The organism is Gordonia sp. NPDC003429, from assembly GCF_053588575.1.
This window is the reverse complement of the sequence record NZ_JBSFQF010000002.1, coordinates 158,862-174,017: the sequence shown is the minus strand read 5'-3', so window position 1 is coordinate 174,017 and position 15,156 is coordinate 158,862. Positions and strand designations below refer to the sequence as shown.

13 protein-coding genes are annotated in these 15,156 nt (G+C 69.2%); 5 read left to right on the top strand and 8 right to left on the bottom strand.

Translation table 11 applies throughout. From position 1 onward, the window contains the following. Positions 1 to 151 precede the first annotated feature (151 nt). The 3 genes from hemQ to hemE all read right to left on the bottom strand — a co-directional run bounded on the left by hemQ (position 152) and on the right by hemE (position 3,420). Positions 152 to 847, bottom strand: a complete 696-nt coding sequence (gene hemQ / locus ACWDSI_RS04485) for a hydrogen peroxide-dependent heme synthase (protein ID WP_449748270.1) — start codon at positions 845 to 847, stop codon at positions 152 to 154. 83 nt (positions 848 to 930) lie between these two features. Further along, the gene (gene hemG, locus ACWDSI_RS04480) at positions 931 to 2,358 is read right to left on the bottom strand and encodes a protoporphyrinogen oxidase (RefSeq protein ID WP_449755787.1); all 1,428 of its coding nucleotides are present in this window, start codon (positions 2,356 to 2,358) and stop codon (positions 931 to 933) included. A 36-nt stretch (positions 2,359 to 2,394) separates the two neighbouring features. Further along, the gene (gene hemE, locus ACWDSI_RS04475) at positions 2,395 to 3,420 is read right to left on the bottom strand and encodes a uroporphyrinogen decarboxylase (RefSeq protein ID WP_449755875.1); all 1,026 of its coding nucleotides are present in this window, start codon (positions 3,418 to 3,420) and stop codon (positions 2,395 to 2,397) included. A gap of 150 nt (positions 3,421 to 3,570) precedes the next feature. On the opposite strand from hemE, the gene ACWDSI_RS04470 reads away from it, so the two are divergent. Together ACWDSI_RS04470 and ACWDSI_RS04465 are read left to right on the top strand one after the other, a co-directional pair. Next, positions 3,571 to 4,212 carry a DUF3000 domain-containing protein gene (locus ACWDSI_RS04470; RefSeq protein ID WP_449748272.1) on the top strand — a complete coding sequence of 214 codons (642 nt, stop codon included), beginning with the start codon at positions 3,571 to 3,573 and terminating at the stop codon, positions 4,210 to 4,212. After that, positions 4,209 to 5,498, top strand: coding sequence for an HRDC domain-containing protein (locus ACWDSI_RS04465; protein WP_449755786.1), 1,290 nt, complete (start codon positions 4,209 to 4,211; stop codon positions 5,496 to 5,498). Before ACWDSI_RS04470 ends, ACWDSI_RS04465 begins: the two co-directional genes overlap by 4 nt. 25 nt (positions 5,499 to 5,523) lie before the next feature. Here the strand turns inward: ACWDSI_RS04465 and dxs are convergent, their stop codons facing one another. After that, positions 5,524 to 7,494, bottom strand: coding sequence for a 1-deoxy-D-xylulose-5-phosphate synthase (gene dxs, locus ACWDSI_RS04460; protein ID WP_449755785.1), 1,971 nt, complete (start codon positions 7,492 to 7,494; stop codon positions 5,524 to 5,526). 110 nt (positions 7,495 to 7,604) lie between these two features. Here dxs and ACWDSI_RS04455 point away from each other — a divergent pair, with 110 nt between their 5' ends. Continuing rightward, positions 7,605 to 9,092, top strand: a complete 1,488-nt coding sequence (locus tag ACWDSI_RS04455; RefSeq protein ID WP_449755784.1) for an amidase family protein — start codon at positions 7,605 to 7,607, stop codon at positions 9,090 to 9,092. Here the strand turns inward: ACWDSI_RS04455 and ACWDSI_RS04450 are convergent, their stop codons facing one another. Both ACWDSI_RS04450 and ACWDSI_RS04445 read right to left on the bottom strand, forming a co-directional pair. Next, the gene (locus tag ACWDSI_RS04450; RefSeq protein ID WP_449755783.1) at positions 9,093 to 10,439 is read right to left on the bottom strand and encodes a class I SAM-dependent RNA methyltransferase; all 1,347 of its coding nucleotides are present in this window, start codon (positions 10,437 to 10,439) and stop codon (positions 9,093 to 9,095) included. Position 10,440: 1 nt separating this feature from the next. Beyond that, on the bottom strand, positions 10,441 to 12,438 hold the full coding sequence (locus ACWDSI_RS04445; RefSeq protein WP_449748276.1) for an APC family permease: 1,998 nt from the start codon (positions 12,436 to 12,438) through the stop codon (positions 10,441 to 10,443). 193 nt (positions 12,439 to 12,631) lie between these two features. On the opposite strand from ACWDSI_RS04445, the gene ACWDSI_RS04440 reads away from it, so the two are divergent. Beyond that, entirely contained in the window at positions 12,632 to 13,297 is a 666-nt protein-coding gene (locus tag ACWDSI_RS04440; protein ID WP_449755782.1) for a potassium channel family protein, read from the top strand. A 25-nt stretch (positions 13,298 to 13,322) separates the two neighbouring features. Further along, on the top strand, positions 13,323 to 13,985 hold the full coding sequence (locus ACWDSI_RS04435) for a potassium channel family protein (RefSeq protein ID WP_449748278.1): 663 nt from the start codon (positions 13,323 to 13,325) through the stop codon (positions 13,983 to 13,985). Between the two features lie 29 nt (positions 13,986 to 14,014). Here ACWDSI_RS04435 and ACWDSI_RS04430 read toward each other — a convergent pair whose 3' ends face one another. Further along, positions 14,015 to 14,662, bottom strand: a complete 648-nt coding sequence (locus ACWDSI_RS04430; protein WP_449755781.1) for a DUF3159 domain-containing protein — start codon at positions 14,660 to 14,662, stop codon at positions 14,015 to 14,017. Continuing rightward, positions 14,643 to 15,020, bottom strand: coding sequence for an OB-fold nucleic acid binding domain-containing protein (locus ACWDSI_RS04425; RefSeq protein ID WP_449748280.1), 378 nt, complete (start codon positions 15,018 to 15,020; stop codon positions 14,643 to 14,645). Before ACWDSI_RS04425 ends, ACWDSI_RS04430 begins: the two co-directional genes overlap by 20 nt. Positions 15,021 to 15,156: the final 136 nt, after the last annotated feature.

Genomic DNA, 15,156 nt, shown 5'->3' with positions numbered 1-15,156 from the left:
GGGGTCCGGGTTGGGCTTTGCCCTCGTGACGCACCCTGCCACCGAATCACTTTCGCGAGCCGCAGCAGTCCACCAAATGGCACGATTTTGCAGCAACTTGTCAGGGCAGGGCGCTTGTCAGGGCCGCCCGCTCATCAGGGCAGGGCGCTCATCAGGGCAGGGCGTCGATGAGGTCGCCGACCTCGGTACGCGGACCCGTGAAGAACGGTGTCTCCTCCCGGACATGGCGGCGTGCCTCGGTGGCCCGCAGGTCGCGCATGAGGTCGACGATGCGGTGCAATTCGGGGGCCTCGAACGCCAGCAGCCACTCGTAGTCGCCGAGCGCGAACGACGCCACCGTGTTGGCGCGTACGTCCTTGTAGCCGCGGGCAGCCTTGCCGTGCTCGGCGAGGATGGACCTGCGCTCCTCGTCGGGCAGCAGGTACCAGTCGTAGGAGCGCACGAAGGGGTAGACGCAGATGTAGCGTCCCGGCTCTTCGCCGGCGAGGAATGCGGGCACGTGACTCTTGTTGAACTCCGCGGGCCGATGCAGGGCCGCGTTGCTCCACACCGGATCACAGACCCGGCCGAGCACCGTTTCGCGGCGGAAACGGCTGTAGGCGGCCTGCAATTGCTCGATCTCCTCGGCGTGCCACCAGATCATGAAGTCGGCGTCGGCGCGCAATCCGGACACGTCGTAGACACCACGCACCACCACTCCGGTGTCCTGCAGTGACTTGAAGAAGTCCGTGGCATCCGATTTCACCTGGTCACGATCGTCCGGTAGTTCGCCGGGACGCACAGCGAACACCGAGAACATCAAGTAGCGAATGGTCGAATTCAACTCGGCGTAATCCAAACGGCTCATGACCCCAATCGTGCCACCGGCGCGCCACCTCCCGATACCCAGGTGGCCACCGTCACCGCGACGGGCCCCGGGGACGGGAGTGCTCAGTTCAGATGCGCCAGCAGGCCGGTCACGGCACGGCCCGCCTGACCGATACAGGCGGGCACACCGACACCGCCGTAGGAACATCCGGCCAGTTCGATGCCGTCCGGCGTGGCCGCCAGCACCTGCGACATCGCGGCCAGGTGACCCGGTGCGTACCGCGGCAACGTCCAGCGCTGCACCCTCGTGTCGATCACGTGCGAAGACGGCGGCGCGACACCCGCGTCCGCGCACACACTGTCGAGGTCGGCCAGCGCCAGCTCACGAAGTCGCGCGTCGATCCCCGGTTGCACGCCCTCGTCGGGAACGGGATCACCGTAGCGGCCGAACGAGGCACGCACGGACCGCGGTCGACCGGGCTCGCCGAGGTGCGCCCACTTCTGCGAACTGAACGTGAATGCTTTGGCGTGCAGGTCTTCTCCGGTGGCCACCAACACCCCGGAGTGCTCCGGCAGTTCGGTGTCGGCGTCGAGGGTGATCGACACCACCGCCGACGGCGCCTGCTCCACATCGCGCAATGCGGTGACCGACTCGGGTGCCACGTCGGCGAGCAACCGGGCGGCAAGCCAGGCCGCCACCGTGATGATCACGCCGTCGTAGTCGCCCTCGACCTCGTCGTGCCCGCTGCGCAACGCCCACCGATCGCCGTCGCGGTGCACCGCGGTCACCGGCGAACCCAGGTGCACGTGCGGTTGCGCCGCGGCCACCAGTGCATCCACCAGCACCCGGTAGCCACCGGGCAGGGTGCCGAACACCGGACCCGATCCCGCGTTGCCGCCGGTCAGTGCCGCGACCGCGGCGCGCAACCCCGGCGCCCCTCCGTCGAACTCCGCGGCCAGCGCCGGAAGTGCTTCGCGCACACCGATATCGGCTGCCAGACTGGAATACACCCCACCGAGCATCGGATCGACGGACCGGGCCACCACCGTCGGGCCGAAGCGGTCGGAGACGAGTTCGCCGACCGAGATGTCGTCACCGGGTGTCCAGTTCCACGGACGGTCGGGTTCGGCCGCGATCCGCTCGAGGTCGGCGGCCGAGGCGAGCCCGCTGACCGCGTCGGCGTCGGCCGGGATGCCCATCAACGCCGGCCGTGGCAGGTCGTGGAGCCGCCCCGCCGCCCACACCGCCGGCCGTCGCGCGGTCGGCGACACCACCCGGTCGGCCAGGCCGAGGTCGTCGAGCAGGTCGAGCGCTTCGGGCCGGCGCACGATGAAGGCCTCGGCGCCCACATCCACCGCGATCGGTCCCACCTCGACGGTGTGCAGGATCCCGCCGAGCCGGTCGTCGGCCTCGAACAGGTCGATCGTGACCGACTCTCCCAGCGCCTGACGCAGGCGATAGCACGCGGTGAGTCCGGAGACACCCCCACCGACGACGGCGACGCGTCGGGTTCCGGACGCGCCGGCCGTATCGGTCCCGGTTGCGGTCACGTTCCCGTCCTCACCCACCGCGTCACATCCTCGGCGTCAGATCGAATGAACCAGATCGACGACGTGGCTGAGCACGTCGGGATCGGTACTCGGCAGCACCCCGTGCCCGAGGTTGACGATATGGCCCGGCGCTCCGGCCGCGATGGCCCGCTCCCCGTCGGCGATCACCCGCCGCACCTGCTCGTCCACCACGTCGGGTCCGGCGAAGAGCACCGTGGGATCGAGGTTGCCCTGCACCGCCACCCCGGGGCCCACCCGGCGCACCGCTTCTTCGAGGGGCACCCGCCAGTCGACGCCGATCACATCGGCACCCGCGTGGGCCATCGACGCCAGCAGTTCGCCGGTACCCACGCCGAAATGGATGCGCGGCACCCCGGACTCGCCGATCTCGGCGAGTACCCGCCCGCTGTGCGGTGCCACAAAGGTCCGGTAGTCGGCGTCGGAGAGGGCACCGGCCCACGAGTCGAAGAGCTGGACGGCATCGACGCCTGCATCGATCTGCACCCGCAGGAACGCAATGGTGATGTCGGCGAGGCGACCCATCAACGCGTGCCACAGGCGCGGTTGGCCGTACATCATCGCCTTGGTGAGCGCATAGGTGCGGCTCGGGCCGCCCTCGACCAGATAGGACGCCAGCGTGAACGGGGCACCCGCGAACCCGATGAGCGCCGTCTCATCGGACAGCTCGTCGAGGAGCAAGCCGATCGCGTGCGCGATCGCACCGACCGACTGCGGGTCCAGCAGCGGCAGATCGTCGACGTCGGCGACGGTGCGCACGGGATGGGCGATCACCGGGCCGGTACCGGCGACGATGTCGAGATCAACACCGGCCGCCTTGAGCGGCACCACGATGTCGGAGAACAGAATCGCCGCGTCGACGTGGTGTCGGCGCACCGGCTGCATCGTGATCTCACACACCAGCGCCGGGTCGAAACACGATTCCAGCATCCCGTGATCGGCACGGATCTCGCGGTACTCGGGCAACGACCTGCCCGCCTGCCGCATGAACCACACCGGGCGCCGCGCGGGCCGCTCACCCCGGGCGGCCGCCACCAGCGGCATACGGGAATGGGTTCTGCGGGTGCGGACCGGCGGTGTCATCATCGATCACTCTGCCATGCCGCCATGAGCGCATCGCCGATGAGGGCACCCTGGCCACGGTTTCGGCGCGCCTCCCGGTGCGCTCGGCGCCCGAGCCTTACCGTCGATGTCGTGACCTCCTCCGGAGCTGCGACCGAGCCCGCCGACTTCCGCGCCGCGGTCGAGTCGTTGCACAGCGCCCGCGTCCGGCGAGACATCGAGGTCGGGCCGATCCGCCCGCCGCAACGCCTCGCACCCTACAGCTACGCCGTCGGCGCCGAGGTGGCCTCCGCGGACGCTGCCGACGCCGACGTTCCGGTCGATTCCGCGGGCACCGCCTTCGGCCGGCTGATCCTGCTCTACGACCCGGCCGGCCAGGACGCCTGGAACGGCACCATCCGTCTGGTCGCCTACATCCAGGCCGAGGTGGAGGCCGCGCTGGCCATGGACCCACTGCTCCCCGAGGTGGCGTGGAGCTGGCTGGCCGACGCACTCGGTGTTCAGGTGGGCTCGACGACGTCGTCGGGCGAACAGACCAGCCGGACCGGTGAGCCGATCGCGGTGACCGCACTCGGCGGCACGGTCACCTCCACCACGTCGGTGCGCTACGGCGACATCGCCGGACCGCCGCGGGCCCATCAGCTCGAATTGCGGGCATCGTGGACTGCGCCCTCCGCCGACGGCCTCGGCGGACATCTCGAGGCGTTCTGCGACGTCCTGTCGGCGGCCGCGGGCCTGCCACCCGTCGGGGTCACCGAACTCGGGTCTCCGTGAGCGACACGCCCGACGGCCCCGGCGACACGACAGACGATACGGCGCCCGCTGACGATGCGCCGGCGGTCGAACCGCTGCTCGCACCCGCCGACGGGGTACCGCCGGTGCTCTCGCGAGCGACCGACTTCGCCGCGGTGGCCACCGCGCTCGCACAGGGGCACGGTCCCGTCGCGGTGGACACCGAACGCGCCTCGGGTTACCGCTATTCGCAGCGCGCCTACCTGATCCAGCTGCGCCGGGCCGGGAGCGGATCGTTCCTGCTCGACCCGATCACCGAGCCCGCCGCCCTCGCACCCGTCATCGAGGTCCTCGACGGTCCGGAATGGGTACTGCACGCCGCCGATCAGGATCTGCCGTGCCTGCGCGAGCTGGGCTTCCGGTGCGCCCAGCTCTACGACACCGAACTCGCCGGCCGGCTGCTGGGTCTGCACAAGGTCAACCTCGCGGCGATGGTGGCGGAGTTCTTACACCTGGGCCTGCAGAAGGGCCACGGCGCGGCCGATTGGTCACGGCGTCCGCTTCCCGCCGAATGGCTCAACTACGCCGCACTCGACGTCGAGGTGCTCGTCGAGTTGCGCGACGCCATGGACCAGGCTCTACGCGATGCGGGCAAAGACGCGTGGGCGCGTGAGGAATTCGCGTTCATCCTGCAGCGACCCCCGACACCACCGAAGACCGACCGCTGGCGGCGCACCACCAACGTCCACACGATCACGAACACCCGATCGCTGGCCGCGGTGCGCGAACTGTGGACCGAACGCGAACGGATCGCACAACAGCGTGACGTGGCTCCCGGCCGGGTGCTTCCGGACTCCGCGATGGTGACCGCGGCCGCGGCGATGCCCACCAGCGTCGACGAACTCACCCGGCTGCCGGTGTTCGGGGGACCCAAACAGCGTCGTCAGTCCGGCACATGGTTCGCGGCGATCGATCGTGCCAGAGGGCTACCGGAATCGGAGTTGCCGTCGCGGCGCGGCCCCACCACGGGCCTGCCGCCGGTGAGTCGCTGGGAGCAACGCAATCCCGAGGCAGCGGCAAGGGCGGCCCGGGTGCGGCCACGCGTCAAACAGATCGCCGATGCGCACCAACTACCCGTGGAGAACTTGCTCGCACCCGACCTCGTGCGCCAATTATGCTGGGACGGAATCGATCTGCCCGCCACCCCGGATTCGGTGGACGAGCGGCTGCGGGCCGGCACGGCGCGACCCTGGCAGCGTCAACTGTGCGACGAGGCCATCGCCGACGAACTCAACGCAGCCGCGACGGTGACCGAGCCCGACACCTGACGGCGCGAGCCAGCGCTTGCGCGACCTACTCGGTGGTGCCCTCGGTGTCGCCGGCCTTCAGTTCTCTTGCACGCGCATCGAATTCGGCTCGTTCGAGTTCCGGGGCGGTTTCCATACCGGCCACTGTCGCGGTGATCGACCGGGCCAGATCCTGAGCCGTCAGACCCAGATCGGAGAGGATCTCACCACGGGAGGCGTGTTCGATGAAGCGTTGCGGAATTCCGCGGACCTGCACCGGCACATGGACATCCGACTGGGCGAGGGCAGCGCTCACGGCCGCACCCACACCACCGCTCACACATCCGTCCTCGAGCGTCACCACCAGCCGGTGACGACGCGCCAGGTCGATCACCGAATCCGGCACCGGCAGCACCCACCGCGGGTCCACCACGGTGGCGTCGATCCCCTGCCGGCCCAGACGGTCGGCGGTGTCGACGGCCAGTGCGCAGAACGCGCCCACCGCCACGATCAGCACGTCACCGGACGCCTCACCCACACCGGGAGCCGATCGGCGGAGCACATCGGCCCCGTCGGTAAGCCGCTCGACGGCCCGGATATCCTCGGGCACAGCACCTTTGGAGAATCGCAGGGCGGTGGGTCCGTCGTCGACGGCGAGTGCCTCGTCGAATTCCTCACGTAGGCGCATCGCGTCGCGCGGCGCGGCCACGCGCAGACCGGGCACCATCGCCATCAGCGACAGATCCCACATGCCGTGGTGGCTGGGGCCGTCGGGACCGGTGATGCCCGAACGGTCGAGCACTAGGGTGACCGGCTGTTCGAGCAGCGCCACATCCATCATCAGCTGGTCGAAGGCGCGGTTGAGGAATGTCGAGTAGATCGCCACCACCGGATGCATGCCGCCGAGGGCAAGGCCCGCCGCAGACGTGAGTGCGTGCTGCTCGGCGATGCCGACGTCGAACATGCGCTCGGGAAACTTCTCGCCGAACGCACTCAACCCGGTGGGTCCGGGCATCGCCGCGGTGATCGCCACCACGTCGGAGCGCACCGATCCGGCCTCGACGAGCGCGGCCGAGAACACCGAGGTCCAGTCCTGCGGGGCCACCGACTTCGCGCGTCCCGTCTTGGGGTCGATCACGCCGGTGGCGTGCATCTGGTCGGCGGCATGGTTCTCGGCATGGATGTAGCCGTTTCCCTTGCGGGTGACGGTGTGCACGATCACCGGTCCCCCGAAGGCGCGGGCCTGGCGCAGTGCCGCCTCGAGCGCACCGATGTCGTGGCCGTCGACCGGACCCACATATTTGAGGCCGAGGTCGGTGAACATCGCCTGCGGCGCGAGGAGATCCTTCATGCCGCTCTTCATGCCGTGCAGCACCGCATACGCCGACGGTCCGACGACCGGGACGTGCTGGACCATCCGGCGGCCCTCGTCGAGGAACCGCTCGTATCCCGGCTGCAGACGCAGGCCCGACAGGTGGCGGGCCAGACCACCGATGGTGGGGGCATAGGAGCGGCCGTTGTCGTTGACCACGATCACCACCGGCCGGTCGGCGTCGGCGATGTTGTTCATCGCCTCCCAGCACATGCCACCGGTGAGCGCCCCGTCGCCGACCACCGCGACCACGGTGCGGTCCTGCCCGGTGAGCGCGAACGACTTGGCCAGACCGTCGGCGTAGGACAGCGCCGCCGACGCGTGCGAGGACTCGACCCAGTCGTGCTCACTCTCGGCGCGTTCCTGATAACCGGTGAGCCCGCCGCGCTGACGCAGGTGGTCGAATCCGGCAGCCCGGCCGGTGACGATCTTGTGCACGTAGCTCTGGTGCCCGGTGTCGAAGATCACTGGATCGGTGGGTGAATCGAAGACGCGATGAACCGCAAGAGTCAGTTCGACAACCCCGAGATTGGGTCCGAGGTGGCCGCCGGTCGCCGACACCTTGTCGATGAGGAACTCCCGGATCTCGAGGGCCAGATCGTCGAGTTCCTGCTCTGACAGGGACTTCAGATCGGCCGGAGACGAGATCTGCTCGAGAAGACCCATCGAGTTCCTCCATACCCAGTGTGCGGACGCGTGGCTGTCGCGACCGTGTCCGTCCAGTGTACGGATCGGGGCACCTCTCACCGGCCCGCCGGCCGCCGTAGGTTGATGGGATGACCGGATTCGACGCCACCGCCGCAAACCCACTGCCGGGCGGCCAGCCGCCACCCGGGGTGACCGAGATCGCCCGCCGTATCGCCGCCGGCGAGGTCTCGTCCGCGGACGTCGTCGACGACGTACTCATGGCGATCGAGCGGCACGATCCGCAGCTGAACGCTTTCATCCGGGTGTTCGCCGACAGTGCGCGAGCCGACGCCGCCCGACTCGACGCCGCCCCGGCGGCAGGTCAACCGCTCGGGCCGTTGCACGGGGTGCCGATCGCGGTGAAGGACGAGAACGACACCGCCGGTGACGTCACCACCTTCGGTGGGCGTGCCTTCACCACGCCCGCTGCCGCCGACAGCGAGATCGTGGCCCGCCTGCGGCGTGCCGGTGCGATCATCGTCGGCAAGACCGCCATGCCCGAGTTCGGGATCTGGCCGTTCACCGAATCACGTGTGTTCGGTCTCACCCGCAATCCGTGGACCGCTCCGGGCGAGCCGTCGCGATCACCCGCCGGATCGAGCGGGGGCAGCGCGGCCGCGGTGTCCGCCGGGCTGGTGCCCGCGGCCATCGGCGGCGACGGCGGCGGTTCCATCCGGCTGCCGTCGGCCTGGTGCGGTCTGTTCGGCCTCAAGCTCGGCCGCGGCCGGATCAGTGCCGCACCGCACGCCGCGCTGTGGCGCAGCCTGGGCACGCTGGGACCGCTGACCCGGTCGGTGGCCGACGCCGCCCTGATCTACGACGCCATCGCGGGGACGGTGCCCGGCGACCGGTGGCGTGACCCGTCACCGCTGCCCGACCTCACCGCAGCAGCCGCCGCCGATCCGCCGGCGTTGCGGATCGGGATGGCACCGAACGCTCCCGGCCTCGGAAATCCGTCACCGAGCGCCGCGGTGCTCGCGGCACTCGCCAACACCGCCGACACCTTGCGTGGCCTCGGCCATGACGTCGTCGACATCGATCCCAAGTACCCGATGATCTCGCTGGAGTTCGTGATGGAGATGCTGGGCGGGGTCCGCGACGAGGCGGCCGAAGCCGACCGGCCCGACCTGCTCGAGGCGCGAACCACGCGGGTGGTCCGCCTCGGTGCACTGGTCGACGGGCCGCGCCGGACGGGGTGGGCGCAGCGACGCCTGGCCCGCGTCGCGAGTGCGTACAACGATCACCTGTTCGGCCCAGCCGACCACGGGCCGCACCTCGATCTGCTACTCACCCCGACCATCGGTACCACCGCGCCGATCGCCGGGCGGCTCGATTCGGCGTCGGTGCTGCGCGCGGCGGTCGCCGCGCTGCCGGTATCCGCGTACACGTCGATCTGGAACGCGCTGGGCAACCCGGCGGCCTCGCTGCCCGCCGGGTTCGACGCGGCCGATCTGCCCATCGGTGTGCAGCTCGTCGCGGCCCCCGGCCGCGAGGACCTGGTGGTGGCGCTGGCCGCCCAACTCGAGCGTGCCGACCCGCGTCACCGCGTGCGGATACCGCAGGCCTACGCCCGCTGATCAGCGGGCACGGGTAAGGCAGGCGATCGTCTCGACATGGTGGGTCAGCGGGAAGGCGTCGAAGGCCCGCAGGTCGGTGATCGCGTATCCCCGCTCGGCGAACAATGCCAGGTCCCGGGCGAATCGTGCCGCGTCGCATCCGACGTGGATCACCACCGTCGGGTCGGCGGCGGTGATCCGATCGATCACGCGGGCTCCGGCGCCGGTCCGCGGTGGGTCGAGCACCACGACATCGGGTGCCGGTAGCCCGGGCACGATGTCGGCGACCTCGCCCCGATGCGTGTGCAGGCGCGGGTCGTCGGCGAACACGCCGGCTGCCGCGGCGAGTGCCGCGGTGTCGGAGTCGACGAGGTGGACGGCCGTGGCGCCGGTGTGATCGGCGAGCGCGCCGGCGAAGATCCCGGCACCGCCGTACAGATCCCAGCACACCGCCGGATCGGGGCACGCCGAACCGAGCACGAAGTCGGCGACGGTCTGCGCGTACACCTCGGGTGCGTTTCGATGGGCTTGCCAGAATCCGGTGACCGGGATCGACCACACCCGCTCGCCCACCTGATGCTGCGCGAGCTCGGTGCCGTCGAGTACGCGAAGTGACCGCGGTGCATCGCGGCTGCGGCGCCGCCGCTGGGCGTCACGCCGGCGGTCGGTGCCTTTCCGGCCGCGTTGCACAGGTGCGTGGACCGGGGCCAGCTCGGCCAGATGACGACCGCCCGAGCGGTCGGCCACCGCGACGAGTTCGGCGCCGGGCGTGAACCGCCGGTCGCCCAGATCGTCGACGAGCCCGGGAAGGGGCTGCACGCACACCGAATCGGTGACGAGTGCCGAGCCGTGCCGGTGTCGCAGACCCGCACGACCGTCGGCGTCCACGGCCAACCGGGTGCGGATCCGCCAGCCGGTGGCCGGGGCGCCGAGCGATCGCAGTCCTTCGCCGCCCATCCACCCGTCGACCATGTCCGCGGACAGACCACCCACCCGCACCAGGACGTCGCCGAGCGACGCCGCCTTGAGACCGCGGGCCGCCGAGGACTCGATGAACGCGAGGTCACAGCACCCCGCGCCACGCGCCGCGGCCGGACAGATCGACTCCACCCGACTGGCCGCGGGCGCGATCACCTCGACGGTCTCGGCGCGCCAGAAGGCGTCGCGGCGCGTATCCGTGATCTGCGCGACCACGGTTTCGCCGGGGATCGCGCCGCGCACGAACACCACGCGGCCGTCGGCCGCGCGGGCCACCGCCTCTCCCCCGTTGGCCAGACGATCGGGCCGCAGCTCGATGACCGTGCCGGAAGGGGCGTCCGGGCCGGTGGCAGCGGCGTCGGGACCGCGCGCCTTGTCGGGACCGGCCACCTCAGCCCAGCGCCCGCCGGGTCTCGCCGGGCGCGTTGTACTCGAGATCGGCCTTGCGCCGATCCGACGAACTGAGCTGCCACGGCACCGAGGTCACCATCACCCCCGGCTCGAAGAGCAGCCGCGTCTTGAGCCGCAGCGCGGACTGGTTGTGCAGGATCTGCTCCCACCAGTGACCCACCACGTACTCGGGGATGAACACGGTGATCACGTCCCGCGGATGTTCGCGACGCACGCGGCGCACGTATTCGATGACGGGGCGGGTGATCTCGCGGTAGGGAGAAGCGATCACCTTCAGCGGCACGGAGATGTCGCTCTCCTCCCACTGCGACACGAGGATACGGGTGTCGCGGTCGTCGACGTTGACGGTGATCGCCTCGAGCACATCGGGGCGGGTGGCGCGGGCGTAGAGAAGCGCGCGTTTGGCGGCGAGGTGCAGCGTGGACACCAGGACGATCGAGTGGGTGCGGCTCGGCAGCACCGACTCGGAGTCCTCCTCGACCCGCTCGAGTTCGGCCTGCACCGAGGCGTAGTGGTGATGGATGAGTTTCATCAACACGAACAGGATCACCATCGCCAGGATGGCGATCCAGGCTCCTGCGGTGAACTTGGTGATCAGCACCACCACCAGCACCGAGGCGGTCATCACCAAGCCGACGCTGTTGATCACCCGGGACTGTTTCATCCGGCGCCGCGCGCTCGGATCGGTCTCGGTGCGCAGCAGCCGGGTCCAGTGACGCACCATGCCCGTCTGGCTCAGCGTGAAGGACACGAACACACCCACGATGTAGAGCTGGATGAGTGCGGTCACCGCACCACCGAACGCGACGATGAACGCGATGGCCGCCAACGCGAGGAAGATGATGCCGTTGCTGAAGGCGAGGCGGTCACCACGGGTGTGCAGCTGACGCGGCAGGTACCGATCCTGCGCCAGCACCGAACCGAGCACCGGAAACCCGTTGAATGCGGTGTTCGCGGCGAGCATGAGGATCAGGGCGGTGGCCACCGCGACGAAGAAGAAGCCGATCGGGAAGCCGTCGAAGACGGCGTGCGCCAACTGGGCGATCATCGCCTTCTGCTGATACCCCGGCGGAGCGCCGATCAGGTCCTGCGACGGGTCCATCACATACTTCGCACCGATTTTCTCCGCGAGGGTCACGATCCCCAGCAGCAACACGATGGCGATCGACCCGAGCAGCAGCAGTGTGGTGGCCGCGTTGCGCGACTTGGGTTTCTGGAACGCCGGCACCCCGTTGCTGATCGCCTCCACCCCGGTCAGCGCCGCACATCCCGAGGAGAACGCACGGGCGATGAGAAAGACGAACGCGATACCGACCAGGTGATTGTTCTCGGCGTGGATGCCGAACCCGGCGGTCTCGGCCTGCACGTCTCGACCCAGGATGAAGATCTCGACGTATCCCCAGATCAACATGACCAGCACGCCGAAGATGAAAGCGTAGGTGGGGATGGCCAGCACGCTGCCCGATTCCTTGATCCCGCGCAGGTTGACCGCGGCGAGCAGGACGATGGCCGCGACGCAGAACCACACCCGGTGATGCTCGACGAACGGGATCGCCGAGCCGATGTTCTCGGCGGCCGACGAGATCGACACCGCCACGGTGAGCACGTAATCCACCAGCAGCGCGCTGCCGACCGTGAGTCCGGCGGTGGGACCGAGGTTGACCGTGGCCACCTCGTAGTCACCACCACCGGAGGGGTACGCGTGGACGTTCTGCCGGTAACTGGCCACCACCACCGCCATCACGATGGCCACCGCGACGGCGATCCACGGCGCCATGGTCATCGCGCTCAGTCCGGCGACCGACAGGACGAGAAAGATCTCCTGCGGCGCATACGCCACCGACGACATCGCGTCGGAGGCGAAGACGGGGAGTGCGATGCGTTTCGGCAACAGGGTGTGGCCGAGTTTGTCGCTCCGGAACGGCCTGCCCAGCAGCAGTCGTTTGGTGGCGACCGACGCCTTCGACACGGTAGACACCACGCAACACTAAGACCTCGGTGCATCGAAGGCCACCACGACCCTCGGCGAGCGCGCCTGCTCCCGGATACATCACCCAATTCGCGGTCGGCGTGCCGCACCACCACTGCGCCGGGTAGGTTCAGATCGCGCGGCCCCGTCGCGACGGATGTCGCCGCGGCCGGACCGGTCACAACGCAGAGAAGGGCTCGGTGTGCGGGTAGTCATCATGGGATGCGGGCGCGTGGGATCGTCGCTGGCGATGGCCATGCAGAAGCGCGGTCACCAGGTGGTGATCATCGACCGCAATGCCACCGCCTTCGAGCGTCTGCCCGACACCTTCACCGGCGAGACCGTCGTCGGTGTCGGCTTCGACCGTGAGGTGCTCACCCGCGCGGGCATCGACAAGGCCGATGCGTTCGCCGCGGTGTCGTCGGGCGACAACTCCAACATCATCGCCGCACGGGTCGCGCGGGAGACCTTCGACGTCGAGCGGGTGGTTGCGCGAATCTACGATGCCCGGCGCGCGGAGGTCTACGAACGGCTGGGTATCCCGACGGTCGCGACGGTGCCGTGGACCACCGAACGCTTCGTCTCGGCGCTCGGCGAGACGTCGACCACCACCGAATGGCGCGACCCGTCGGGCACCATCGCGATCGCCCAGCTCGAACTGCACGAGTCGTGGATCGGGGTGACCTCGGTGAAGTTCCAGGAGCTCACCGGCGCCCGGCTCGCCTTTCTCAGCCGTGTCGGCCGAGCGATCCTTCCGGAAGCGAAAACCGTTCTGCAACAGGATGACATCGTGTTCGCGGCAGTTCGGCTCGACGACCTCGCCCGGGTGCGGGCCGACGTGGCCGCACCCGCGAAACTCGACGACTGACCCGACGGTCCACGGAGGAGACAACATGAAAGTCGCGATCGCAGGCGCGGGCGCGGTGGGCCGGTCGATCGCCCGCGAACTCATCGCGGCCGGTCACGAGGTGACGCTCTTCGAACGTCTGCCCGCTCACCTGGACACCGAGTCGGTGCCCGGCGCCGCCTGGCTGCTGGCCGACGCGTGCGAGCTGACCAATCTCGAGAAGGCGCAACTGCAGTTGTTCGACGTGATGATCGCGGCGACCGGCGACGACAAGGCCAACCTGGTGGTCAGCCTGCTCGCGAAGACCGAGTTCGCGGTCAGCCGGGTGGTTGCGCGCGTCAACGATCCGCGTAACGAATGGCTCTTCGGTGAGGAGTGGGGTGTCGACGTCGCGGTGTCGACGCCGCGCCTGTTGGCCTCGCTCGTCGAGGAAGCCGTGTCTGTCGGTGATCTGGTGCGCCTGATGACCTTTCGTCAGGGACAGGCGAATCTCGTGGAACTCACGCTGCCCGCCGACACCCCGCTGGCGGGTAAGCCCGTCCACAAACTGGATCTGCCGCGCGACGCGGCCCTGGTGGCCATCCTGCGTGGCGGGCGGGTGATCGTGCCGCAACGCGACGACCCCATCGAAGGTGGCGACGAACTCGTCTTCATCGCCCCCGCCGAGACGGAATCCGCTCTGCACGAGGCGATGCGGATGGCCGGCTGAGCGACTCCCACACCAGGGAGATCTCAGTGCTATGTCTGCGGTTGCTCGTCGCGGCCGGCCCGCCGAACCAGCAGCACGGTGACCAGCACCGAGATCGCGGTCAGCGGCCAGCCCATGCCGATGCGGGTCGCCGCCAGCCACCCGGTGGCACCGTCGTCGTAGAGCGACGACTGTGCCAGGTAGCGCGCCAGGAAGACCAGTGCCCAGAACGCGGTCGCGACGTCGTAGGCGATGAGCGTGCGCCGATGCCGTCGCCACTGTGTCCCGGTTCCGTTGATCAGATTCCACGCGACGCCGACAATCGGCCAGCGGATCGCGATGGATGCCGCGAAAACTCCCGCGTAGACCAGCGCGGTCCAGATGCCGAACAGGAAGTAGCCTTTGGCGTCCCCGACACGGTGGGCGATGAACACGCACAGCGCGACGCCGAGTAGCCCCGACACCGCAGGAGTGAGGGGTTCACGTCGACCCAGTCGGATCCCGAACACCACCAGCGCCGCCGCGAGCGCGCCCACCGTGGCCACCTGAAGGCCCCACGCGGCATTCATCGGGACGAAGACGATCACCGGAATGGTGGAGTAGATCAGTCCGGCGACACCGCCGATCTGGTCGAGAACCGTGGCCGGCGCCGCGGCACCGGACCGGTCGTCGGAGGGGTCAGTCGTCTCCGTCGCCATGCAGTTCGTAGTAGGGGTTGTAGATCACCTTGACGCCGTCGTGCTCGCCGACGCGACCGCGAACGGTGATCTTGCGGCCCGGCTCAATCCCAGGTATCCGGTTGCGCCCGAGCCATTTGAGGAAGACGATGTCGCTGCCGTCGAAGAACTCCGCCTTGACGCCGCTCTTCGCCGCGCGCGAGCAGGTTTCCACGGACCTGAGTTCGCCGTGCATGGTCACCTCGTCCCCGCGACAACACTCCACCGCGCGTTGCGCGCCGGTGGCCGCGGACTGCTCGGCGATCTTCTCCGCGTCGGCTTCGCCGAGGTCTTCGGTGAGGCGCCGTGTGAGCCGTTTGAGATATCCGGCTGTAGGCATCACAACCTCCAAGTACGAAATCGGTGGTCACATCGCGGTGTGCACATCTACAGGGCTTTCAGAGCACGCCGCGTGGGGCACAGCGGAGCACGTAATCGTCAGCGTAGACCTCTGCACTCGTAACACACAACGCGAG